Source organism: Flavobacteriales bacterium, from assembly GCA_016704485.1.
Lineage (GTDB): Bacteria > Bacteroidota > Bacteroidia > Flavobacteriales_F > PHOS-HE28 > PHOS-HE28.
This window is the reverse complement of the sequence record JADJAA010000001.1, coordinates 126,529-148,655: the sequence shown is the minus strand read 5'-3', so window position 1 is coordinate 148,655 and position 22,127 is coordinate 126,529. Positions and strand designations below refer to the sequence as shown.

General features: G+C 50.3%; 23 protein-coding genes. 15 read left to right on the top strand and 8 right to left on the bottom strand.

Translation table 11 applies throughout. The annotated features are described in order from the left end of the window. The first annotated feature begins 4 nt into the window (after positions 1 to 4). From IPF95_00615 to IPF95_00565, 11 genes are all read left to right on the top strand, one after another. Positions 5 to 1,015 (top strand): NAD(P)-dependent oxidoreductase, encoded by a 1,011-nt coding sequence (locus IPF95_00615; GenBank protein ID MBK6473198.1) that lies wholly within the window; start codon positions 5 to 7, stop codon positions 1,013 to 1,015. After that, positions 1,015 to 1,836 (top strand): WecB/TagA/CpsF family glycosyltransferase, encoded by an 822-nt coding sequence (locus IPF95_00610; GenBank protein ID MBK6473197.1) that lies wholly within the window; start codon positions 1,015 to 1,017, stop codon positions 1,834 to 1,836. The genes IPF95_00615 and IPF95_00610 overlap by 1 nt, the downstream gene beginning before the upstream one ends. 162 nt (positions 1,837 to 1,998) lie before the next feature. Beyond that, on the top strand, positions 1,999 to 3,138 hold the full coding sequence (locus IPF95_00605; protein MBK6473196.1) for an exopolysaccharide biosynthesis polyprenyl glycosylphosphotransferase: 1,140 nt from the start codon (positions 1,999 to 2,001) through the stop codon (positions 3,136 to 3,138). Positions 3,139 to 3,263: 125 nt separating this feature from the next. Further along, the gene (locus IPF95_00600; protein ID MBK6473195.1) at positions 3,264 to 3,518 is read left to right on the top strand and encodes a 30S ribosomal protein S20; all 255 of its coding nucleotides are present in this window, start codon (positions 3,264 to 3,266) and stop codon (positions 3,516 to 3,518) included. A gap of 61 nt (positions 3,519 to 3,579) precedes the next feature. After that, positions 3,580 to 4,287 (top strand): DNA repair protein RadC, encoded by a 708-nt coding sequence (radC, locus tag IPF95_00595; GenBank protein MBK6473194.1) that lies wholly within the window; start codon positions 3,580 to 3,582, stop codon positions 4,285 to 4,287. Beyond that, the gene (wecB, locus tag IPF95_00590) at positions 4,287 to 5,435 is read left to right on the top strand and encodes a UDP-N-acetylglucosamine 2-epimerase (non-hydrolyzing) (GenBank protein ID MBK6473193.1); all 1,149 of its coding nucleotides are present in this window, start codon (positions 4,287 to 4,289) and stop codon (positions 5,433 to 5,435) included. Before radC ends, wecB begins: the two co-directional genes overlap by 1 nt. A 48-nt stretch (positions 5,436 to 5,483) precedes the next feature. Continuing rightward, positions 5,484 to 6,791, top strand: coding sequence for a polysaccharide deacetylase family protein (locus tag IPF95_00585; GenBank protein MBK6473192.1), 1,308 nt, complete (start codon positions 5,484 to 5,486; stop codon positions 6,789 to 6,791). Further along, positions 6,788 to 7,699 carry a GNAT family N-acetyltransferase gene (locus tag IPF95_00580; GenBank protein MBK6473191.1) on the top strand — a complete coding sequence of 304 codons (912 nt, stop codon included), beginning with the start codon at positions 6,788 to 6,790 and terminating at the stop codon, positions 7,697 to 7,699. The genes IPF95_00585 and IPF95_00580 overlap by 4 nt, the downstream gene beginning before the upstream one ends. 7 nt (positions 7,700 to 7,706) lie before the next feature. Continuing rightward, a complete protein-coding gene (upp, locus tag IPF95_00575) occupies positions 7,707 to 8,357 on the top strand; it encodes a uracil phosphoribosyltransferase (GenBank protein ID MBK6473190.1) in 651 nt (216 codons plus the stop codon). Next, the gene (locus IPF95_00570; protein MBK6473189.1) at positions 8,358 to 8,816 is read left to right on the top strand and encodes a hypothetical protein; all 459 of its coding nucleotides are present in this window, start codon (positions 8,358 to 8,360) and stop codon (positions 8,814 to 8,816) included. Then, complete coding sequence (locus tag IPF95_00565; protein MBK6473188.1) at positions 8,813 to 9,508, top strand: noncanonical pyrimidine nucleotidase, YjjG family; 696 nt, start codon at positions 8,813 to 8,815, stop codon at positions 9,506 to 9,508. Before IPF95_00570 ends, IPF95_00565 begins: the two co-directional genes overlap by 4 nt. A 7-nt stretch (positions 9,509 to 9,515) precedes the next feature. Here the strand turns inward: IPF95_00565 and IPF95_00560 are convergent, their stop codons facing one another. The 6 genes from IPF95_00560 to rsfS are packed head-to-tail and all read right to left on the bottom strand — an operon-like array spanning position 9,516 to position 14,124. After that, positions 9,516 to 9,980: a hypothetical protein gene (locus IPF95_00560; GenBank protein ID MBK6473187.1), complete on the bottom strand. Its 465-nt coding sequence runs from the start codon at positions 9,978 to 9,980 to the stop codon at positions 9,516 to 9,518. Further along, complete coding sequence (locus tag IPF95_00555) at positions 9,977 to 10,636, bottom strand: phosphatidylserine decarboxylase family protein (GenBank protein ID MBK6473186.1); 660 nt, start codon at positions 10,634 to 10,636, stop codon at positions 9,977 to 9,979. The genes IPF95_00560 and IPF95_00555 overlap by 4 nt, the downstream gene beginning before the upstream one ends. Before the next feature lie 37 nt (positions 10,637 to 10,673). Next, positions 10,674 to 11,486, bottom strand: coding sequence for a phosphatidate cytidylyltransferase (locus IPF95_00550; protein ID MBK6473185.1), 813 nt, complete (start codon positions 11,484 to 11,486; stop codon positions 10,674 to 10,676). Further along, positions 11,483 to 11,698 (bottom strand): DUF2007 domain-containing protein, encoded by a 216-nt coding sequence (locus IPF95_00545; protein ID MBK6473184.1) that lies wholly within the window; start codon positions 11,696 to 11,698, stop codon positions 11,483 to 11,485. Before IPF95_00545 ends, IPF95_00550 begins: the two co-directional genes overlap by 4 nt. Positions 11,699 to 11,707: 9 nt before the next feature. Beyond that, positions 11,708 to 13,723 (bottom strand): ATP-dependent zinc metalloprotease FtsH, encoded by a 2,016-nt coding sequence (gene ftsH, locus IPF95_00540; GenBank protein MBK6473183.1) that lies wholly within the window; start codon positions 13,721 to 13,723, stop codon positions 11,708 to 11,710. Positions 13,724 to 13,749: 26 nt separating this feature from the next. Continuing rightward, a complete protein-coding gene (gene rsfS, locus IPF95_00535; protein MBK6473182.1) occupies positions 13,750 to 14,124 on the bottom strand; it encodes a ribosome silencing factor in 375 nt (124 codons plus the stop codon). Positions 14,125 to 14,187: 63 nt separating this feature from the next. On the opposite strand from rsfS, the gene IPF95_00530 reads away from it, so the two are divergent. Together IPF95_00530 and rpmH are read left to right on the top strand one after the other, a co-directional pair. After that, complete coding sequence (locus tag IPF95_00530; protein MBK6473181.1) at positions 14,188 to 14,937, top strand: biotin--[acetyl-CoA-carboxylase] ligase; 750 nt, start codon at positions 14,188 to 14,190, stop codon at positions 14,935 to 14,937. Between the two features lie 236 nt (positions 14,938 to 15,173). Continuing rightward, positions 15,174 to 15,329 (top strand): 50S ribosomal protein L34, encoded by a 156-nt coding sequence (rpmH, locus tag IPF95_00525; protein MBK6473180.1) that lies wholly within the window; start codon positions 15,174 to 15,176, stop codon positions 15,327 to 15,329. A gap of 81 nt (positions 15,330 to 15,410) precedes the next feature. On the opposite strand, the gene IPF95_00520 is transcribed toward rpmH, so the two are convergent. Next, a complete protein-coding gene (locus IPF95_00520) occupies positions 15,411 to 16,220 on the bottom strand; it encodes an alpha/beta fold hydrolase (GenBank protein MBK6473179.1) in 810 nt (269 codons plus the stop codon). A 407-nt stretch (positions 16,221 to 16,627) separates the two neighbouring features. On the opposite strand from IPF95_00520, the gene carB reads away from it, so the two are divergent. After that, entirely contained in the window at positions 16,628 to 19,438 is a 2,811-nt protein-coding gene (gene carB / locus IPF95_00515) for a carbamoyl-phosphate synthase large subunit (protein MBK6473178.1), read from the top strand. A gap of 255 nt (positions 19,439 to 19,693) precedes the next feature. After that, entirely contained in the window at positions 19,694 to 20,776 is a 1,083-nt protein-coding gene (locus IPF95_00510; protein ID MBK6473177.1) for a DUF1016 family protein, read from the top strand. Positions 20,777 to 21,096: 320 nt separating this feature from the next. Here IPF95_00510 and IPF95_00505 read toward each other — a convergent pair whose 3' ends face one another. Next, entirely contained in the window at positions 21,097 to 21,990 is an 894-nt protein-coding gene (locus tag IPF95_00505; GenBank protein MBK6473176.1) for a hypothetical protein, read from the bottom strand. Positions 21,991 to 22,127: the final 137 nt, after the last annotated feature.

Below are 22,127 nucleotides of genomic sequence, written 5' to 3'. Positions count from 1 at the left end.
GAGCATGCGATTATTGGTAACCGGCGGTTCCGGATTCATTGGTACCAACTTGATGGAGGTCTATATTCCACTAGGAATACCCTTGGTGAATATTGATTGGAACCCGCCCTTGAACAAGGATCAAGCTCCATTCTGGAAGGAGGTGGACTTAATGGATCCCGATCAGTTGCAAAAAGCCTTCGAGGAATTCAAGCCCACGCATGTGGTCCATCTTGCGGCCCGCACGGATACGGATGAGAAAACAGATGTGGACGCCTATCGTCAGAACCATGAGGGTACGCGGATCTTGCTGGAGGTCGTGAAGAAGTTCGCCGCAATTGAGCGGGTCATTGTTACCAGCACCCAGTTCGTTTGCGAAGCGGGTTATCAGCCGAAGCATGATCAAGATTACAAGCCGTTCACGGTTTATGGTGAAAGCAAACGGCTAACCGAGCAGATCACCCGCAATGCTGGCCTTCATTGTCCATGGACCATCATCCGGCCAACCACCATCTGGGGACCTTATTCGCTACGTTACCGCGATGTCATGTTCAAGGTGATGCGCAAGGGGCTTTATTTCCACCCTGGCAGAGGCAAAGTGGTGCGTAGTTATGGCTATGTGGGTAACGTAGCGTGGCAGATCCAGCAAATGCTTGCCGCGCCCAAGGATAAGATCGATGGACAGGTCTACTATGTCGGTGATCGACCACTTGATCTTAAGGTTTGGGTAGAAGCTGTTTCAATGGAACTTCTTGGTAAACCTGTACGTTACATCCCAACGTGGTTGATCAAGACCATCGCTTTGGGAGGGGACGTTCTGAAATTCATCGGGATCCCATTCCCTATTACCAGTGGTCGTTTTCGGAGTATGACCAGTGATTACATAACGGATATGGACAAGACCATCACCGCGTTCGGTGAAGCTCCATATAGTATGGAACAAGGTGTGAAAGAGATCGTGAATTGGTACGATACGGTTAGTCATGACATTAAGGCACCCGGGCGTATCGATGTACGCAAGGCGCAGGACAATTGATGCCGATCGAGCCACAACCCCTGCCGAAGCGGCGCGTGATCACTGCGGATATTTCCGTTGGAACGTTCGCGGAGCATATTGAGCGGTTCGTTGCATTCGGGGCTGCGCACAAGAGCAGCTACGTGTGTTGTGTAAATGCACACATGACCGCGGAAGCAAGCAGACCTGATTTTGCCAAGGTGGTCAACACTGCGGATTTCGCTACTGCTGATGGAATGCCCGTAAGGAAAGCATTGAGCATCTTACAGGGAGTCAAGAACGAACGTGTAGCTGGGAACGATATCATGCCTGCGTTACTCGCTAAAGCAGCGGAGCTTGACCTCGGAGTATACTTGTATGGTGGCACTACCGAAGTTCAGGAGACCATAGTTAAGCGTGCAGCGGTGGACTATCCGGGGATCCGGTTCGCCGGGATGTTTGCACCACCATTCATGCCGATCGAGAAAATGGATCTTGCTGCCGAGGCGGATCGGATCAATTCCTCTGGAGCACATATCGTTATGGTTTCCTTAGGCTGCCCGAAGCAAGAGCGATGGATGTCCGCCATGAAAGGTCGGGTGAATGGGCTGATGTTAGGACTTGGTGGAGCGTTCCTATTATACGCTGGAGTTGATACACGGGCGCCGAAATGGATGCGCGATCTGTCATTGGAGTGGCTTTATCGATTGTGGTTGGAGCCTGGTCGACTTTGGAAACGTTATTTGGTCACGAACAGTCATTTCCTGTTACTTTTCGCTGGAGCCTTCGTCAATAGGCTGCTAAGAGGGCGTGACAGGCGAGGTGAAAAGAATGGAATTGTTGATGGATCGGTTACTATTTAGGTCAGAATATGGATCTGGCACGGGATGTGATTAGAGCGGTAGAATTAAATAAATGTTCGACGAATGATAAGTTATCAACGACGAACTTGACAAACCTCGGGAGTCGGCCTACTTTTGCCCTCACTTGCGGATTGATCTCTTGAGTTGCTGGCTAACAGCAAAATGGAAAAAACGACATTCAACAACGGAAAGGGTCCTGGTCCCATAAGGCGGATCTATTCGGCAGCGGAGGTTTCCAGTGAACTTTCCAGCTTGTTGCGTACAAGTCGTAGAGTTCAGGATGGTCTCAACAAGGTTCTTACGTTGGAGCCGCTTACGGCAGTAAAGGATCTGGTCATCGTTGGCAATAGCCCTGCTGCGGAAGACATATTTCAATATTGTCAGGACCAAACGGTACGCGGTTATCGGTTTTGTGGTGTTTTCAGTGATGAACCCATAGAAGGAAAGTTGGGGTCCCGGTTGATCGGTGATGTTGAATCAGCGAAGGCCTACACGTTGCAGAACAAGATCGATATCGTTTATTGCGCTTTGCCAGGAACGCGCAGGCAGGAGATCACGGATCTAATGGAGTTCTGTGAGCGTAATACGATCCGCTTCCGGGTAATTCCGAGTGCAGAGAGCTTCATCCCTGTAGTGAACGCCTCACAATTGGAGTTCCATGGTGCAGTGCCCGTAAGCAAATTGCGTAGGGAACCGTTGGATAAGAAACTTAGTCGGGTCGTTAAAAGAGTGTTCGACTTCGTCTTCTCTTTAAGCGTTATTCTATTCATCTTCACTTGGCTTTTTCCGATCCTTGCTCTATTGATCAAATTGAGCAGTCGTGGTCCGGTATTTTTTAAGCAGAACAGGTTGGGCCGCGATAACAAGAGCTTTGTGTGCTGGAAGTTCCGGAGCATGAAAATGAACAAGGAAGCAGATAGCAAGCAGGCCGTTAAGAACGATCCACGTGTAACCGTGGTGGGCCGGTTCCTACGCAAAAGCAATTTGGACGAAATGCCTCAGTTCCTCAATGTACTGACCGGGCAAATGAGTGTTGTAGGCCCGCGCCCGCACCCTTTGAAACTGAATGATCAATACCGGGATATCATTGATAAGTACATGGTCCGTCATTTCGTTCGTCCGGGAATTACTGGTTGGGCGCAAGTAAATGGGTTGCGCGGCGAAACGCGTACACCGGAACTGATGGAACGTCGTGTAGACCTGGATATATGGTATTTGGAGAATTGGTCTTTCTTTCTGGACCTGAAGATCATCGTGAAAACGGTGACCAATATGTTCGGAAAGGACCCTAATGCTTACTGAGCCGCCTCGCTAGCGCTCTGAATGGTCCTGCTTGTCAGGGCCATTTTCTTTTAGTGCATAGTTGCCAGAATAAGAAAGTACCCTATATTTGCGCTCCCTTTCCAAAGAAGGAACACTAGAAGCCAATGGCCAATCATAAGTCAGCCCTTAAGCGTGTCCGTCAAACAGAGACCCGCAACGACCGTAACCGTTACCAGCACAAGACCATGCGTAATGCGCTGAAGGTCATTCGTACAACGGAAAGTAAGAAAGAAGCTGAGGCATTGCTTCCAGAAATTGCGAGCATGTTGGGCAAGTTGGCCAAACGCAATATCATCCACAAGAACAAAGCAGGTAATTTGATCTCCTCCGTGACCCGTCACGTAAGTACACTCAAGTAGACCAACTCATACGTTATCTTGCGCAGGTCCTCAATTTGGGGACCTGTTCTTTTTCCACCCCATGGAAGACTCGCTACGGGAAGCAAAATTGAGCATACGTGACTGGGCCAAGAGTGATCGCCCTCGCGAGAAGCTTATGACCCTGGGTGCAGGTTCGCTCTCTGATGCAGAGCTTATTGCGATACTTATACGCAGCGGCAACACCAAGGACAGTGCACTGGAGGTGGCCAAGAAGATCATGTCCAGTGTTGGTAATGACCTCCATCGGTTGGCTCGATTGGGTGTACATGACCTCACAAAATTCAATGGCGTTGGAGAAGCCAAAGCGATCTCCATTGTAGCGGCATTGGAATTGGGTCGAAGACGAAAGGATGGCGCACAAGCGGAACGGTTTCACGTGATCTCAAGCGTTTCGGCCTACGAATTCCTTCGGCCTTTCATGGCGGATCTACAGCACGAGGAGTTCTGGGTACTCTTCCTGGACCGCGGCAATCGTTACTTGGACCACCAATGCATCAGCAAAGGTGGGATGCATGGTACAGTAGCGGATCCGAAGGTCATCTTCAAAGCAACATTGGATCGGAAAGCGGTCTGCATCGTTATTGCACATAATCATCCAAGCGGGCAATTACGCCCTAGCGAAGAGGATATCAAACTTACCAAGAAGGTAGTGGAGGGAGGCAGGTTGTTGGATGTACAGGTCCAGGATCATTTGATCATCACGTCCACGGGCTTCTACAGTTTCGCTGATAACGGCTTGCTCTATTGATGGGATCTCCGTTGCGATTGGTCACCATATTAGGAGCCCGGCCCCAGATCATTAAATCCGCGGCAATTAGCCGAGTAGTGCGGAAACAATTCCAGGATAGGATCCAAGAAACACTTATTCACACTGGACAGCATTATGATGCGGCCATGTCCAGTGTGTTCTTTAATGATCTAGGAATACCGGAGCCGGATGTTCAGTTGAATGTGGGTGTGGGAACGCAGAGTACGCAAACAGCTCGAATGATCGATGGGCTGGATACAGCACTCCGTTCGGCGGCACCTGATCTTGTGCTCGTATATGGAGACACCACCAGTACGTTGGCAGGAACAATTGCTGCTGGTAAACTCAATATTCCGGTAGCTCATGTTGAAGCGGGTCTGCGCAGTTACGACCGTAGCATGCCCGAAGAGTTGAACCGATTGGTCTGTGATCACACGAGTACGTGGCTGTTCTGCCCGACCACTGTTGCCATGAATAATTTGGAGCGAGAAGGCTTGAATGTCACAGGGGGTGGATCGGCAACACCGGATGATCCGAAGGTTGTTCTAAGTGGCGATGTCATGTACGACAATGCCCTCTATTTCGGTGGCATTGCGAATGATCGAAGCACGTTGATCCATTCAGCGGGTCTTCCAGGGAAGGAATACATTTTGGCCACGGTACATCGGGCAAAGAACACGGATGATCCCGTTCGCTTGAATGCGATCTTCCAAGGATTGTTGGACCTGCAAGTAAAATTGAACCTACCTGTAGTGCTGCCCCTGCATCCCAGAACGCTAAAGGCGTTCGATGAGGTCATGGAGCCCCGGTTACGTAAAGCAATAATGGACGCTTCCGGTATGCATATTCTGCCACCGGTCGGCTACTTGGATATGTTGGCCTTGGAGCGGAATGCGAGATTGATACTGACCGATAGCGGCGGCGTGCAGAAGGAAGCTTACTTCTTCGGTAAACCGTGTGTGATCCTTCGCGCTGAGACGGAATGGGTCGAGATCGTAGAAACCGGTCGTGCGCTTCTGGCGGATGCGGATCCCGATATGATCATGAAGACATCACACCAGCTGCTTGAGTTGGCAGATCAGCCAATGGCTCCGCTATTCGGCGATGGTAATGCTGCGGAGAAGATCTGTGAGGAATTGTTGCGGTGATACCATGTTCCGGACATCCCCGTTACCTTTCCGGAGATCCTCCTCTGCATGGCAGTAGTGCATGTACACATAGAGCACCCAACGGCAAGATCGCGTTACGTGATAAAACAGCTGATCGAGCGAATGCTTGGATGGCCCTTGGAATTCGTGAACAGCACTGCTGATCTGGCAGCGCTGAAAGGTCCAAGATTGGTATATGGTCAAACGCCTGTGGAAGGTGCATTTCACATTCATCCTCATGGATTATTGGAGGACGAAGGGATAGGAAAAGTAGATCCTAAGGTCAGCGCTTTCTTAGGTGTGCCGATATTGTTTCCATCGGATCTAGGTGATCTTCCTTATGATCTGTTCGCGGGGGCATTCTTTCTACTTACCGCTTATGAGGAATGCAGCGGTATTGGACTGGATGAACATGGTCGTCCGCTTTCCAAGGAACTGCACAGTGTTCGGCACGGGTACGTTCATCGTCCGGTTGTTGATGAGTGGGCGTTGCAATTGGCGAAACATTGGAAAGCCAAGGACCCGAACCTGCCTGTTCCCGATCGGAAATACGAACATGTGGTGACAGTGGATCTTGACAATGGCTTCATGTATCGCGGTCGTGAATGGTGGCGAACGGTTGGCTCGGCAGTTCGTGATCTGCTCAATGCTCGATGGACGAACGTAATAGAGCGCTTTCATGTTCTACGTGGCAAGCAAAAAGATCCATACGACGTCTACCAAGAACTTCGAAAGGAGTTTGCCGAGGTATCGGATCGTACCATCTTTTTTGTACTCACAGCTCCCCGAAGTGAATGGGATCACGCTGTACCGGTTTCTGATCCAAGCTATGCTGGGCGGCTGAAGGAACTGAGCGAGTGGGCTGAGATCGGGCTTCATCCTTCGTACCGGAATATGCTGAACAGTGAACTTATTGCGAAGGAGAAGAAGGTGTTACAAGAAGCCTTGGGTAAAGTTGTTACGCTCAGTCGTCATCATTTTCTGCGGATCACCGTTCCGGATTCATTTCCGCAGTTGGTTCGAAATGGATTCGTTGAAGATCACACGATGGGACTGCACGATACATTGGGGTTCCGTGTAGGAACGTGTACACCTTATGTTTGGTTCGATCTCAACGAACAAAAGGAGTTGCCGATCACGATACATCCATTCTGCGTGATGGATAATACACTTCGGAATAAATTGAAGCTCGATCCTGATGCAGCTGTGCACGAAGCCACCGAATTGATCAAGCGCGTTCGAGACGTGCAAGGGACGTTCATAGGGCTTTGGCATGAAAGTTTTTTAAGCGACCACGGGGATCACCGAGGTTGGGGAAGTGCTATTCGACGGATCATTAATAATGCCAGGTCATGATCGAGCACCTACCACATACTGCGATCGATAAGCACTGGTGGGATATGCAACTGCTGCGTTCTTGCAATAAGATGTGGTATGCCCAAAGCTGGGTGTTGGATCTTGCTTCACCCGGCTGGGAAGCCTTGGTGGATAGGGATTCCGGCGCGATCATGCCACTCACATGGAGAAAGAAATATGGACTCCGTTACCTATATCAACCGTATGGTCTGCAACAATTGGGTGTGTTTGCACCAGCCATCGTCGATGGACTTCAGGAAATGTTCTTGGATGCCGTACCGCAGAGGTTCAAATATTGGGACATCTATTTGAATACGGCGATCAAGCAGGTCAAAAAACCGGATGTGATCACCACAACGCGCATCGATCAGGAAATAAAGCTCGATCGACCCGCTGAAGAAATACGTGCTGCTTTTGGAGTGAACCATCGAAGGAACTTGAAAAAAGCAAGAGTCGCTGCCTCGTATTTTGTCGGAGATGTACTACCATCGGAATTCGTTGCACTCTTCGAGCGAACGACTGGTGCACGCTTCGGAGATACGGATCCACAGCACATGCGCGGTATGCAGGAGCTTATTGCAGAGGGAGTGAAACGTGGTGAATGTTCAGTGATCGGCATTCGAAAAGATGCGGTATTGCATGCTGCTGCATGTCTTATAAAATGGCAGGGTAGGCTGATCTGGTTCAAAGCAGCTTCTGATGAAGAGGGCCAAGCGCTCAAGGCCATGTTCTTTTTAATTGACCATGCCATAGGGCAATATGCTGAAAAGGAACAGGTCATGGATCTAGCTGGGTCGAACGATCCGAACGTTGCGCGATTCAATAAGGGGTTTGGTGCAGAGTCCTCGGTATATTTACACCTGAAGCGGAACACTCTTCCGCCACCGCTCAAATGGTTCAAGAAATGAAGTTACCATGGTAAGGGAATTTGAAAAAGAGAGCAGTGTTGCGAACCATTTCATAGCAGAACTGCGTGATGTGGACGTGCAGAAGGATCCCATGCGTTTCCGCAGGAATCTGGAGAGGATCGGTGAGGTTATGGCTTTGGAATTGAGCCGGACCTTGGAATACGAAGAGCAGGAAGTGACAACACCCTTGGGTATTGCGCGTACGAAATTGATGGTGGAGCAACCCGTGCTTGCAACCATACTGCGAGCAGGTCTGCCGTTGCATCAAGGCATGCTCAATTACTTCGATCGAGCTGACAGCGCTTTCGTAAGTGCTTATCGAAAGCATAATAAAGGCGAGGATACGTTCGAGGTGGAAGTGGAATACTTGAGCAGCCCTACTCTTCAGGATCGTGTCGTTGTGTTGTGCGACCCTATGCTTGCTTCCGGCCGATCCATGGTGTTGGTCTACAAAGCGCTCTTGCGTTTAGGTAAGCCCAAGTCCTTTCATGTTGCTGCTGCGATCGCAAGCGCTGAAGGAATGGCTTATGTCAAACAGCACATGCCCCCCGGAACCCGGTTCTGGATAGGTGCAATTGATGAAGAGATGACCGCTCAGGCATACATCGTTCCTGGGCTTGGTGATGCCGGTGATCTGGCATATGGAAGCAAGATGTAGATGATGGAACCGTGGCAAGCCATACCCGTGGTGCTTACGAGCATGGTGAAATTCTTTTTCAGCGGTCTTGTAAGCTACCAGATGGGTAATACCTTCTTGGAAACGTTGATACTTACGGGAGGCGGTGGAGTGGTGGGCACCTTGATCTTCTATTACTCCGGTGTTCAGGTCCTGGAGTGGTTCCGTAAGCGACATGTAAGGCGCGTTGCGGATCGCACAGCAAAGGGGATTCCACAGAAGAAGATCTTTACGCGGACCAACCGGTTCATCGTTCGTATTAAGCGCGGTTACGGGTTACAAGGATTGGCCGTTGTAGGTCCTGCCATACTTTCCATTCCGATCGGATCCATTCTAGCGGCCAAGTATTTTCGGCATGATCGACGCACATTGCCTGTCATGCTCTCTTCAGTTCTGATCTGGTCGGTAGTGCTCAGCTTCGCATGGAGCTTCACCAAGTGAAAAAGTACGCACACATCTTTTGGGACCTAGATCACACACTGTGGGATTTCACCGCCAATTCCAGAGCAACTCTTGCTGAACTTTATGATCAAGAGGATCTTGGATCGAAAGGGATCCCGGATACGGATGCGTTCATTGATGCATATGAGGAAGTGAACCTGGGGCTTTGGTCAAGCTATGAAAAGGGTCAGTTGAAAAAAGAAGTTCTGCGCGTGCTACGGTTCCATAACACGTTGATCCAATTCGGTATTTCGGACAATGAAACGGCCGAGCGAATGGGTCGGGATTACCTGGAGCTCTGTCCGCGCAAACCGTTGCTTATCCCTGGCGCCTTCGCGTTGTTACAGGATCTGGCGCCGCATTATTCGATGCATATCATCACCAATGGATTCGAGGAAGTGCAACACGTTAAGCTGGCTTGCAGTGGTATTACTGAGTTCTTCGATGTTGTTGTGACCAGTGAACAAGCCGGTGCGCGTAAGCCGGATCTGCGCATATTCGATCATGCTTTGCATTTAGCAAAAGCAAACGAACAGAACAGTCTAATGATCGGGGATAATCCGGAGGCTGATATGGCAGGAGCCAGAAATGCAGGTTGGGATCATGCACACTATGCAGCAGAGACCGCGCAATGCGCACTATCCACCTTCCGGTTGAAACACTTGGATGATCTGCGTCCGATCCTGCTTTGATCCAAGATCACGGGTCGGCCCTGAAAAAGTATTCCTTGATCCTTCGATCACCGTTGATGTGGCTGTACCGCTCGAAACGGAGCGTTGAGTCGTTCGTTACATTCCCGCGATAATCAATGTTCCCGCGTTCTGGTTTCGTCACAAGAAATATGCTGTCACGCGCATAGATTACTGGTACGTTGTACCAACCCATTTCAGTATTACCAACGGCATTTGGTGTAAGAAGCGGCGGTAAGCTGTCGGCGATCTGTGCAGAACCATTGATCAGCACAGCGTTCCCTTCTGGAAAGAACCGGATCAAATAAACCAGCCCACTGACATCTTCCCGGTAATAGCCATCGGTTCGCGACATTGCATTATGCGCGGGCACGGATAGTTCAGAAATAGGTTCGTCAACGATCTCGTGCGGTGCCGTATCGCCGGCACACGAAACCCAAAGCAGAGCTACCGCTATTGCTCCGATCGCTTTCATACAAAGCGCGCGATCACCGATGTGGAGCCGCTTACTTTCTGCCCAAGCTCAACTTCGATCTTGGCAGTTAGTGGTAGCAAAAGATCTACGCGTGAACCGAACTTGATGAATCCGAACTCGCGCCCTTGAACGGCGGGTTGCCCAACTTGGCTATAGGTGCAGATACGTCGCGCCAGTGCTCCTGCGATCTGGCGGAACAGTATTTCGCCGTGCCGTGAATGGCGTGTGACCACCGTACTTCGTTCATTCTCCGTACTGCTTTTCGGGTGCCAGGCCACAAGGTATTTCCCCGGATGATATTTCGTATAGGTCGTAGTTCCACTGATGGGGTCGTAATTGATGTGGACATTCAAAGGACTCATGAATATCGAGACCTGGATCCTCTTATCCTTGAAATATTCCGTTTCAAGAACCTCTTCGATCACAACCACCTTACCATCACACGGGGACATGATAGCAGAATCATCCATGGTCACTTCGCGGTGAGGAACGCGAAAGAACCAGAGTATGATCAGCAAGATCAATACGGCGACAATACCAATAGGAATACTAATCCAAAGTGGCAGTACGGGCCATTTCAGCAAGGCAAATAGAACGAATGCAACGAAGGCAATGCCTAGCAGTATGGTAGTGGAACCTTCGCGGTGCAGACGCATATGATCGGTATCTCAGAGGCGGGCTAAGATAACAGCGTTATGTTACCTCAAAGATCCAATTCAAATAGATCACTACGGCTGGTACGGCGACCAGGAATCCATCGAACCGATCAAGGATCCCACCATGGCCAGGTAGCAAGTTGCCTGCGTCCTTCACCCCACGTGCACGTTTGAAGGCGGATTCGATCAGATCACCGACGGTAGAAGTTAAACTCGTTAGCGCCCCGACCATCAACCAATGCGTCATACTGATCGTGTCGTCATAGTAGGAAATGATGTAGGACGCCACCATGGTCAGAACGAATCCTCCAAGGAATCCTTCGACCGTTTTTTTGGGAGATACTGTTGGCATCAGCTTCGTGCGACCGATCGCTCGGCCGATCAAATAGGCACCGGTGTCGTTGGTCCAAAGCATGATCATGAACGCAATGAACATCCAACTACCATGTTTGAATAAATAGGGCAGGGATCCGAAGGGTAGTGCAACAAGTAGAATGATAATGAAAGACCCACCTAGCAGGTTGGAGGGGTTTGTAAACCCGCGTAACATGACCCAGATCAATGAGATGCTCAACAATAGAATGGCCAAACCTGCGGTATAGGTCCATTCCCAGAATGGTTCAAAATGCCCAAGCGCCATGGCCACGTACATCGCACCAGCGATCAGAACGCTCCAGAACGGTGGATATGATTCACCCTCGGCCCACAGCAATTTGTGCATTTCATCCGCGGCCAGGAGGCAAATGGGAAAAAATAGCAGCGCGGTCGTGAATGGTCCTGCGAGTGCAGCTCCGATCGTCAGGGCCACATACACGAACCCGGTCATTGCGCGAACAGCTACTTCGTTCACGACGTATGGTTCTTTTGTAGGCTGTACATGGCGCGAAGTAAGTGTTCTCGTTCCACAAGAACGGTAATATCTCCTGAACCGAGCTGTGGATAGGCCGAAGATGCGCCATTGTCCATGACCACGGCATTGAATCCATGATTTTCCAGAAGCCCCTTCACGATCTCCGCTTCATGCGGTGAACCCGTTGTGAAGGCTACGGCCCAGTAATTCATCAAGACCGGTCAGGAGGGAGTCTTGTTCTCGGCGGTTACATCAGGTATTTCTTCCGGTGCCACTTCCTGGGCTGGCTTTTCATCCTTTGGTTTGCCGTTCTGTGGTGCAGGAACACGCTCAGCGAACGGCCGCTCACCGAAGATCACAGCAAGGTCCTCTTTGAAGATCACCTCTTTCTCCAACAACTGGGTAGCCAGCGCGGTGAGTTTATCCTTATTCTCTGTTAGGATACGCTTCGCACGCTCATATTGGATCTCCACGATCTTGCTCACTTCCTCATCGATCGCTTGCGCTGTGCTCTCACTGTACGGCTTACCGAAAGAGTATTCGTTCTGTCCCGAGCTATCGTAATAGCTCACGTTACCGATCCTGTCATTGAGTCCGTACATGGTCACCATAGCGAACGCCTGTTTGGTCACCTTCTCAAGGTCGCTCAACGCACCCGTGCTCACTTTACCGTACATCACGAATTCCGCAGCTCGCCCACCCAGAGCAGCACAGATCTCATCCATCATCTGTTCGGTCGTGGTAAGGTGTCGTTCCTCAGGCAGATACCATGCGGCACCAAGTGATTGGCCACGTGGTACGATGGTGACCTTCACGAGCGGACTTGCATGTTCCACCAACCAGCTCACAGTAGCGTGACCCGCTTCATGGTAGGCGATCGCTTTTTTCTCTGCGGCGGTAATGATCTTATTCTTCTTTTCCAGACCACCGATCACACGATCCACAGCATCAAGGAAATCCTGCTTATCCACGGAGGTTTTCTTCTTCCGTGCGGCGATCAAAGCAGCTTCGTTACAAATGTTGGCAAGGTCAGCACCACTGAATCCGGGTGTTTGTCTAGCAAGGAAGGCCACATCCACGGTAACGTCGATCTTCAACGGTTTCAGGTGTACTTTCAGGATCTCCTCACGTTCGTTCAGGTCCGGCATGTCCACGAAGATCTGTCGGTCGAAACGACCAGCGCGCATCAAGGCACGGTCCAGAACATCTGCACGGTTGGTAGCGCCGATCAGGATAACACCGCTGTTCGTACCGAACCCATCCATTTCGGTAAGCAATTGGTTGAGTGTATTCTCGCGTTCGTCATTCGCACCCATGCTTGCGCTCCGTCCACGTGCACGACCAATAGCATCAATTTCATCAATGAAGATGATACTTGGTGCTTTTTCTTTTGCTTGTTTGAACAGGTCTCTTACGCGGCTGGCACCAACACCAACGAACATCTCCACGAAATCCGATCCGCTCAAACTGAAGAAAGGCGTATTCGCTTCACCTGCAACAGCTTTTGCAAGCAGGGTTTTACCAGTTCCTGGAGGGCCTACGAGCAATGCCCCTTTTGGGATCTTGGCACCGAGGTCAGTGTACTTCTTAGGGTTCTTAAGGAAATCCACGATCTCCTGAAGTTCCTCCTTGGCCTCTTCAAGCCCCGCAACGTCATTGAATGTTACGTTGGTAGTCTTGCTGCCATCAAACACCTGAGCGCGGCTTTTTCCGATGTTGAATATCTGCCCGCCTGGCCCACCACCTCCGCCTAAGCGGCGCATGACAAAGAACCATATCGCGATCATTACACCGAAGAACAGCACCCAATTGATGATCTCCCGACCCCAATTATCCTGTGATTCGTAGTCGTATTCAACATTGTATTTTTCCGCTTCTTCCACCAAGCGATCCTTTTGAAGGTTGCTGGTACCAACGTTGAATACATAATGAGGTCCGAATGTGTTCTCCCCGGAGATCGGCGAGCTTTTGATCTTCTCTTTGTGAACGTCCTTATTCAGGGCTTCCTTCTTCAGGTAAACTTTAACGGATTGGTCGTTCACTATTACAATGCGTTGCACGTCACCTGCCTCGAGCATCTTGCGATACTCGGTGGTGTCAATATGTGCCATGCCCCCGCTGTATTGGAACAGGTTGATGGAAAGGATCACCAGAATGATGATGCCATATATCCAATAGAAGTTGAAAGACCGTTTAGGTCCCTTCTCGTTCTTTTCTTTTTTCTCGTTATTTTCCACTTTGCTGAACTCTCGGCGTATGGTCCTTACGCCACGTTATCGTATGAAATTCGGGCTGCGTCGCCCCAAAGGTCCTCCAGTGCGTAGTATCCGCGTTTGTCGCGGTGAAAGATGTGCACGACCACGTTCACATAATCCAATAGCACCCATTCCCCGTTATTCTGTCCTTCCGTATGCCAAGGTTTTTCATCGGTCTGATCGCGGACCATTTTTTCAACTGAATTGGCTATGGCCGCCACTTGTGTACTTGAATCACCGTGACAGATCACAAAATGATCACAAACGGTGTTCGGTACGTCGCGAAGATCGAGGTGAACAATGTCCTTTCCTTTCACTTCTTGGATGCCTGAAACAACTGCATCCACTAATCGAGCGCTTGGTGCGCTCTTGTTTTTCTTCATGCGGTGGTATACTTGCGTTCGCTCAAAGGTACAAAGTTACCGCCCTTGATCGGGGTATCGGCCATGCGTACAAAGGATATCGGCAACCAATTCATTGAACTTGCTTCCACGGAGAGCACTAACAAAAGTGCGGCCGAACTTATAAGTCTGTCTAAGTTGCGGCACGGGGCTGTCATATTGGCCCATGATCAGACAGCCGGAAGGGGCCAACGCGATCGTATTTGGCAGAGTTCTCCTGGATTGGATCTGACCTTCAGTATTGTGGTTGAACCAACAGGGTTAAGGGTTGATGAGCAATTCGTGATCAGCAAAATGATCGCTTTATCCGTGCATCATCTAGTGCGAAAGGTCTTGGCAGGTGATGTTCGTATCAAATGGCCGAATGACATACTTGTGGATAGAAGGAAAGTGGCTGGCATACTTATACAGAACGAGTTGCAAGGGGAGAAGGTATTGTGGTCGATCATCGGAGTTGGCCTTAATGTGAACAGTAGCGACTATGAAGAACATTTGCTGGCCACGAGTTTATCCATGGAAGCGGGCCGGAATTTTGACCGGATGGAGGTTCTGGAGGCTATTTGCTTACGGTTCGAATTTCTTTGGGAGCAATGGAAAAATGGCGATGATGCTATTGATGAGGCGTATGCGGACCAATTATGGTCCAAAGGCCGATGGGCTCATGTGGAGCTGGATGGAAAGGATCAGCAGGTACGGCCCATGGAAGTTGATAGTACAGGGCGGTTACTTGTAGAACATGACAATGGGACAGTTGGTGCGTATGGCTCTGATCGTCTGCGATTTGCGCCAAGATGAATCGAGGTGAATTGTTCTTTTCAAGGACAAGGCAATTATCCGGGCGGGACTATGTGGCTGTTTCAGCTAGCTGATCCGCTTTTTGCGATTTCTTCGAATGTGAATGTTAAGGAAGCCCTACATAATTAGGCAGATCAGGCCCAAGTGCTGGGTCCGATCATATAATCTGGGTGCAACTACTTGCTCATTTGGGGAAAAGGGCTACTTTTGCCGTCCCTTACGAATTAACAGCGGCAATGAAACGTACCTACCAACCCAGCAAACGCAAGCGTACCAACAAGCATGGTTTCCGCAAGCGCATGTCATCTGCCGCAGGGCGTAGCATCTTGGCACGTCGCCGCGCTGCTGGCCGTCATAAGCTCACAACGAGCGACGAGCCAAGCCACAAATAGGCAGAACTAAAGTGAATTCTTAAAAGGCTTCCACCGCAAGGTGGAGGCCTTTTTTCGTTCTTGTTGCTGAACAAGATCGATCTATCCGACTATCTCAAGGATCGCCACCCCCAATTCGGGTGTAATAAGAACGTGCCCGAACGGCAGCTCGATCTGCGAGATCATATCCGGTGCATAAATGCTGAGATTCCTACCCAAGATCGGCTTGATGACACTGTCCCTTTCCCCGAATATTAATTGGATAGGGATCCCGAATTTGCTCGCATTGTGCGCTACTGTTCCCAGATCGGGTTCTATGGATCGGTAGCTCAACCAAACATCACGAAGCAACATGCGCTTGGCTCTACTATCGGTCTGCCCTTTCAGGAATCGGTGCATCTTTTGGCTTATCAAACGTGTTACTCCAAGAACATCGATGATCATTAGTGGACCAGCGGGTTGCTCAACGAAACGGCGATACGCCCATCTTCCGGGACCAGACCCTGCCAGACGTCTATACCATGGCTTGGTCTTAAGCCCATCAGGAGCTACAAGGAATGTACGTTCGATCCGCTCTGGGATCTGCTCCACTAAATTCAACGCTATGCGTCCTCCAAGGCTATACCCGAGGAGACTGAACTTCTCAACGTTCATCTCATCTGCGAAGGCGGAATAGAACACGGCTATTTCGTGCGGCGTGAAGGGCGTTTCCGCCCGATGCGGGTAACTAGGGCTTTTACCGTGAAAATGCAGGTCGAACGCATGGATCGTATAGCGTGCACCAAGCGATGGTTCCAGGATGGCGAAGTCTTCACCCGTACGTCCGAAGCCGTGCAATGCCACAAGCATCTTCGGCCCTGAACCATAGGTGCGGTAGGCCAGCGTAACACCGTGGGTGAAGAAGTTGATCAAGTTCCGATCGAGTTGGTCATTCCGAGCGACGACCCGGAAAAGAAAATGTGAGCATGCTGGTCAAGGAGACCTTAGCAAAGAAACAGCGCTTTGCTCTCCTGGCAACATTTATCAGGTCTTATCATAACGATCAGCGTCAGTCACTCCGGGCCACGACCCGGAGAGCGTTCTATTTTGCCCCCGACTTCTGAACGATCCGCAAACCTTATGCACATTCGTGCAAGTGGCGCGCTTGTCCGGTTAGCTTTGCGACCCGGTTATTCTACCGGACATGCCCAAAGACACTTCCATCAAGTCCGTACTCCTTATCGGGAGCGGCCCAATCGTCATAGGTCAAGCCTGTGAGCCTGCCTGCCGGCAGGCAGGTTCGATCATTCTGGCTCACACTTCACTCAACTTTGTCTCGCATGCCGAAGGACACTAGTATCAAGTCCGTTCTGCTGATAGGCAGTGGTCCGATCGTGATAGGACAAGCTTGTGAGTTTGATTACAGTGGTTCCCAAGCAGCGCGTTCTCTGCGCGAAGAAGGCATTGAGGTAACGCTGATCAACAGCAACCCTGCCACCATCATGACCGATCCGGTCACGGCGGATAACGTGTACCTCTTGCCGCTGACCTCGGCAAGCATTGAGCAGATCCTGCAAAAGCATAAGATCGATGCGGTGCTTCCCACCATGGGCGGACAGACTGCATTGAACCTGGCGATCGAGTGCGAAAAGCTCGGTATCTGGAAGGAACATAACGTGCGCATGATCGGTGTGGATACGGAAGCGATCGACATTACCGAGAACCGCGAGCGTTTCCGGAAATTGATGGAGAGCATCGGTATACCATCAGCGCCAAGCAAAACAGTAACCAGTTTTCTTGAAGGAAAAAAAGTGGCTCAGGAATTCGGATTTCCGTTGGTGATCCGTGCCAGCTACACGTTGGGCGGCGCAGGTGCAGCCTTCGTTCACGACCCAGCTGATTTTGATAAACTGTTGAAACACGGGTTGCAGGTAAGCCCGATACACGAAGTGCTTATCGACAAAGCACTGCTCGGTTGGAAGGAATACGAATTAGAACTGCTACGCGACAAGGATGACAATGTGGTGATCATCTGCAGCATTGAGAACTTCGATCCGATGGGCATCCATACGGGCGACAGTATCACCGTTGCACCGGCAATGACCTTGAGCGATCGTACCTACCAACGCATGCGTACGATGGCCATCAAAATGATGCGCGCTATTGGTGATTTCGCAGGAGGTTGCAACGTGCAGTTTGCGGTGAGTCCGGATGAGAACGAGGATATTTTTTCCATCGAGATCAACCCGCGTGTAAGTCGCAGTTCAGCGTTGGCGAGCAAAGCAACGGGCTATCCTATTGCGAAAATTGCGAGCAAATTGGCGATCGGTTACCGGTTGGATGAAGTTGAGAATCCGATCACCGGAACCAGTGCATTCTTCGAACCTACACTTGATTACGTTATCGTAAAAGTGCCGCGTTGGAACTTCGATAAATTTGAAGGAAGCGACCGTCGGTTGGGTGTGCAGATGAAGAGTGTGGGTGAGACCATGGGCATTGGTCGTAGTTTCCAGGAAGCGCTGCAGAAAGCCTGCCAGAGCTTGGAGATAAAGCGCAATGGCTTAGGGGCCGATGGCAAGGAAACCACCGACACCGCTGTGCTATTGGACAGTCTCGCGAACCCGAGTTGGAGCCGGTTATTTCATGTCTACGACAGCATCAAAGCAGGCATTCCGTTCAAAAAGATCCAGGACCTCACCAAGATCGATATCTGGTTCCTGCGGCAGATCGAGGACATGATCCTCACCGAAAAAGAAGTCGAGAAATACACGTTGGAAACCATTCCGCGCGATCTGCTCTTTGAAGCAAAACAAAAAGGCTACGCTGATCGACAGGTTGCACACTTATTGCGTTGTTTAGAAAGTGAGGTCTACAAAAAACGCAACGAGCTCGGCATTCAACGCGTGTACAAATTGGTGGATACTTGCGCCGGAGAATTCCCTGCTAAGACACCGTACTACTACAGCACGTTCGAAGAAGAGAACGAAAGCATCCCGAGTGACAAGAAGAAGATAGTCGTGCTGGGTAGCGGTCCCAACCGCATAGGGCAGGGCATTGAGTTTGATTACTGCTGTGTACACGGCGTGTTGGCAGCGAAAGAGATGGGTTACGAGACCATCATGATCAACTGCAACCCGGAAACCGTAAGCACCGACTTCGACACCGCCGATAAACTCTATTTCGAGCCGGTATTCTGGGAGCATATTTATGACATCATCCTGCACGAAAAACCAGAAGGTGTCATCGTGCAATTGGGTGGCCAGACCGCATTGAAGCTCGCCGAGAAATTAGAGAAGTACGGCATCAAGATCATCGGTACAAGTTTCGCTGCGTTGGACATGGCCGAGGACCGCGAACGCTTCAGTAGCCTACTCCGCGATCTGAAAATTCCGTACCCCGAATTCGGTGCGGTAGACAATGCGGAAGAAGCTATAACGCTCAGTCGTACGTTGGGTTTCCCGTTGTTAGTGCGCCCTAGCTACGTGCTAGGTGGGCAGAAGATGAAGATCGTGATCAACGAAGATGAACTCGAAGCGCAAGTGCTCGACATCCTGCGTTTGATGCCCGACAACAAGATCCTCATAGACAACTTTTTGGACGGTGCCATCGAAGCCGAATGCGACAGTATATGCGATGGTGAAATGGTGCGCATCATTGGCATCATGGAACACATCGAACCGGCGGGCATACACAGCGGCGACAGCAATGCCGTACTCCCACCATTCGACCTCAGCGAAAAAGTGATCCAGCAGATCCGCGAGCATACGCACAAGATCGCGTTGGCGCTAAAAACCGTCGGCCTCGTCAACATCCAATTCGCCATCAAGAACGAAGTCGTCTACGTCATCGAAGCCAACCCACGCGCGAGTAGAACAGTGCCTTTTATAGCGAAAGCCTACGGTGAACCTTACGTGAATTGGGCGACAAAGGTCATGCTCGGCGCCAAGCTCAAGGACTTCCAGTTCAAACCGAAACTAGAAGGCTACGCGATCAAAGTCCCGGTCTTCAGCTTCGATAAATTCCCGAATGTGGACAAGAGCCTTGGGCCTGAAATGAAATCTACTGGCGAGGCGATCTACTTTATTAAGGATCTGAAAGACCCGTTCTTCCGTCAAGTCTACGGTGAACGTTCAATGTACCTTAGCAAGTGATGAGCGTTCTTCGTCTCCGCTCGGAGTGCTACATCGCTCGCCGAGCGGAGCGCCGTGCAGAGCGAAGTCAAAGTGTCGAGGTGGGCAGGTTTGTTGGGAGCGGAGTGCGTACTTGAGCAAGTAGTTCCAATTGTCCAACAGCTTGTTGGACAATTGGGTTTTCGTTTCTTCTTTAGTGGCCGTGAATACTGGTAATTTTGATGTGTTTTGGTGCCCAATAAATAGTAATTCTACCACTTCGATTACTTTCGGTGCATGGCCAAGAAGCAGCCCAAACCAAAACCGAGATCAAAGGCAACAACGAAGCATAAAGCGACCACTGTTGCGGTGCTACCCAAGAACTATGCAGCATTGCTTGCATCGTTGAAGGAGCGCATTCGTGCTGCACAGTTGCGTGCTGCGATAGCTGTGAACCATGAATTGGTCACGCTGTATTGGCAGGTTGGAAAAGAGATCCTTGATCGGCAGGGTAAGGGAGGTTGGGGTAGTAAGGTTGTGGAACATTTAGCGAAAGATCTGCATAAAGAATTCCCCGGCATTGGCGGATTTTCCAGGTCCAACTTATTGTACATGCGGCTGTTCGCAGAGGCATATCCCGAGGCCGCAATTGTCCAACAGCTTGTTGGACAAATACCCTGGGGCCACAATATCCTACTGCTCACCAAGCTGAAAAAGCCTGCGCATAGACATTGGTATGCGCAGGCTACCATAGCCAATGGTTGGAGCCGTGCTGTGCTCAATGCGCAAGTTGCCACTCACGCGCACCGCAGACAGGGCAAGGCCGTTACGAATTTCAAACGCACACTACCTGCTGAACGATCGGACCTAGCGCAGCAAACCTTGAAAGACCCGTACGTCTTCGAGTTCCTGAACCTTGCTGCTGATATCCGCGAGCGGGATCTGGAGAACGCCTTAGTGGATCACATCCAGAAAGTGTTGTTGGAATTGGGGGCTGGTTTCGCATTCGTGGGCCGACAAGTGCCATTGAAAGTAGGCCGCAAGGATTTTTACCTCGACCTATTGTTCTACCATTTGAGGCTGCGATGTTATGTAGTAGTGGAGTTGAAAATGGAAGCCTTCGAGCCGGAACATGCTGGCAAGATGAACTTCTACCTTACCGCCGTGGACGAGAAACTGCGGCACCCGGACGACAAGCCCTCGATCGGATTGCTCTTGTGCAAAGACAACGATAAATTGGTGGTCGAGTACGCGTTGCGCGATGTCGTTAAACCGATCGGCGTGGCCGAATGGCAAACTCGTTTGGTCGCTAAATTGCCTAAGAAATTTCAAGGTGCATTACCAAGTGTAAAAGACATCGAGAAAGAACTGAGCGAATGAACACGTGTAAATTCCCAAATGTGGATAAGAGTCTTGGGCCCGAGATGAAGAGCACTGGAGAGCCTGTCTGCCGTGGCAGGGCGATCTACTTTATTAAGGATATGAAGAATCCTAGCACGCCGAGCGGAGCGCTGTGCAGAGCGAAGTCGAAGTGCCGAGGTGGGCAGGTTTATGGGGAGCGGAGTATGTATTTGAGTAAGTAGGTTCTTTGGGCGTGTCCCCGCCTCAAGTGCAGGCGCCGTCTGGCTTTCCCCTCCAAGTCCTCGGCCGGATTACGGCCTGTGGGCTTTCCGGTACAATCCCTCACGCGAAGCGCCGAGCTATTGGTCGGCCAAACGAATGAATTTTGTGGGTTGCCCGAGTAGGTTATCCTGCCAGGGATCACGGACCCAGATTAATTCGCGAAAGGCTTTCGTGGCAGAGTCGTAGAATTCTTTCCGGAGAGTAATTCCATCTGTATTTGAAAGAGGTGGCCAATTAAATGCACTCGCTATTGAATCCACTACAATGAGCATTGTGTCAATGAAACCGTCAAGGTCAAAATCCACAAGTTTCCCATGCTTGTTCGTGTGTTGGACGATGAGTTGAACAAAGGCATCCCAGAAATCCTGCTTCTTCAAATTGGTCTTATCCAAACATTGCATGAGCAAACTTACTTCGGCAATTAGGTCATTTGCCGCTGTCAATTGGCCGATGCTCATCACGCCTCCGAAGGGAGATTCTACTACCTGTCGGTACCGACCACTTAGTATGCGACCGGAGTTACTCTCTGACTCTTCAAGATCGACCGTAACCTGTCTTCCATTTACTTGATAGACCAATCGGAGAAACGTCTTTTCATCTCTGCCCACCTTGATGATTTTTGGAGATTGATTAGAACCATCCGTTGCATTATTAACTGTATTCACGCCAGCACTTCTCCCTGCTATGTAGGCCTTAACCAGGTCGATGAACTCAATGTGGGCATCGAGAGCGTTCATTGCCCTCAGCTCAGCGACGTTCTTCTCCAATAGTTGCTCAGCTTGTTCATATGAAGTGGTTGAACCGAAGTTTCCTCTGAATCTCTCGTCCAAAGATTTCAGCTTCTGTCTTATAATAGATCCGTTTGTACTTTCCATGTAGCCGTGTGTCACAGCTCCATCAACAAGCTCATACGCGTTGGCGGTTTGCCCAGATTTCAGCAATGCTAGTGCGAATTTGTCATAGATGTCCACATTGTGTGGATCCGGATGCAAGCACTTCGAAAGGATATCGCAACGGTCAAGCGGTGGTAGTATACTTAGAATGGACATGGCTGCAGGTTGAGTGCCAAACCGGTGTCGCTTGAAGTAGTTCACGAAGGAAAGTGCAT

What these genes read in the sequence shown, in the direction of transcription:
- IPF95_00615 (MBK6473198.1), top strand. Translation starts at nt 5, where the DNA reads ATGCGATTATTGGTAACCGGCGGTTCCGGATTCATTGGTACCAACTTG.
- IPF95_00610 (MBK6473197.1), top strand. Translation starts at nt 1,015, where the DNA reads ATGCCGATCGAGCCACAACCCCTGCCGAAGCGGCGCGTGATCACTGCG.
- IPF95_00605 (MBK6473196.1), top strand. Translation starts at nt 1,999, where the DNA reads ATGGAAAAAACGACATTCAACAACGGAAAGGGTCCTGGTCCCATAAGG.
- IPF95_00600 (MBK6473195.1), top strand. Translation starts at nt 3,264, where the DNA reads ATGGCCAATCATAAGTCAGCCCTTAAGCGTGTCCGTCAAACAGAGACC.
- radC (MBK6473194.1), top strand. Translation starts at nt 3,580, where the DNA reads ATGGAAGACTCGCTACGGGAAGCAAAATTGAGCATACGTGACTGGGCC.
- wecB (MBK6473193.1), top strand. Translation starts at nt 4,287, where the DNA reads ATGGGATCTCCGTTGCGATTGGTCACCATATTAGGAGCCCGGCCCCAG.
- IPF95_00585 (MBK6473192.1), top strand. Translation starts at nt 5,484, where the DNA reads ATGGCAGTAGTGCATGTACACATAGAGCACCCAACGGCAAGATCGCGT.
- IPF95_00580 (MBK6473191.1), top strand. Translation starts at nt 6,788, where the DNA reads ATGATCGAGCACCTACCACATACTGCGATCGATAAGCACTGGTGGGAT.
- upp (MBK6473190.1), top strand. Translation starts at nt 7,707, where the DNA reads ATGGTAAGGGAATTTGAAAAAGAGAGCAGTGTTGCGAACCATTTCATA.
- IPF95_00570 (MBK6473189.1), top strand. Translation starts at nt 8,358, where the DNA reads ATGATGGAACCGTGGCAAGCCATACCCGTGGTGCTTACGAGCATGGTG.
- IPF95_00560 (MBK6473187.1), bottom strand. Translation starts at nt 9,980, where the DNA reads ATGAAAGCGATCGGAGCAATAGCGGTAGCTCTGCTTTGGGTTTCGTGT.
- IPF95_00555 (MBK6473186.1), bottom strand. Translation starts at nt 10,636, where the DNA reads ATGCGTCTGCACCGCGAAGGTTCCACTACCATACTGCTAGGCATTGCC.
- IPF95_00545 (MBK6473184.1), bottom strand. Translation starts at nt 11,698, where the DNA reads ATGAATTACTGGGCCGTAGCCTTCACAACGGGTTCACCGCATGAAGCG.
- rsfS (MBK6473182.1), bottom strand. Translation starts at nt 14,124, where the DNA reads ATGAAGAAAAACAAGAGCGCACCAAGCGCTCGATTAGTGGATGCAGTT.
- IPF95_00530 (MBK6473181.1), top strand. Translation starts at nt 14,188, where the DNA reads ATGCGTACAAAGGATATCGGCAACCAATTCATTGAACTTGCTTCCACG.
- rpmH (MBK6473180.1), top strand. Translation starts at nt 15,174, where the DNA reads ATGAAACGTACCTACCAACCCAGCAAACGCAAGCGTACCAACAAGCAT.
- carB (MBK6473178.1), top strand. Translation starts at nt 16,628, where the DNA reads ATGCCGAAGGACACTAGTATCAAGTCCGTTCTGCTGATAGGCAGTGGT.
- IPF95_00510 (MBK6473177.1), top strand. Translation starts at nt 19,694, where the DNA reads ATGGCCAAGAAGCAGCCCAAACCAAAACCGAGATCAAAGGCAACAACG.